The 385-nt window shown below is 53.8% G+C and carries 1 protein-coding gene; it reads left to right on the forward strand.

From position 1 onward, the window contains the following. Positions 1-385: MATE family efflux transporter (locus tag CHH91_RS17960; RefSeq protein ID WP_176465850.1), on the forward strand; the 385-nt coding region annotated here is incomplete at both ends.

Here is a 385-nt window from a genome sequence, read left to right on the forward strand (position 1 = left end):
ACCGAGGCCAGCCGCTCATACAGCTTGGCACGGTGCTTGCCACTTCCCTCGCTCTCGCCCTTGTTCCCCTGTTAGCTAAAGCGCTGGCAGGAGGAAAGGAGCGACATGCGCAGATATACCGCGATGCAGCAGTTCGGATGACGATTTTGCTAGGGGGAGGGGCCGCGATTGGCTTGGTTGTACTAATGGGACCTGTCAACCATATGCTGTTTACGGACCGTGCAGGAACAGACATCTTGCAAGTTGTTGCTGTCTCGATTTTCCCTGCTTCGCTCTACTTGACGGCTGCAGCAATTTTGCAAGGCTATGGCAAAATCCATATTCCCCTCTATGCCGTGGCTGTTGGTCTTGCAGTAAAGCTGGCGGGTAACCTCTTGTTTATACC

This window comes from Virgibacillus sp. 7505 (assembly GCF_002272135.1).
Classification (GTDB): Bacteria; Bacillota; Bacilli; order Bacillales; family Amphibacillaceae; genus Terribacillus.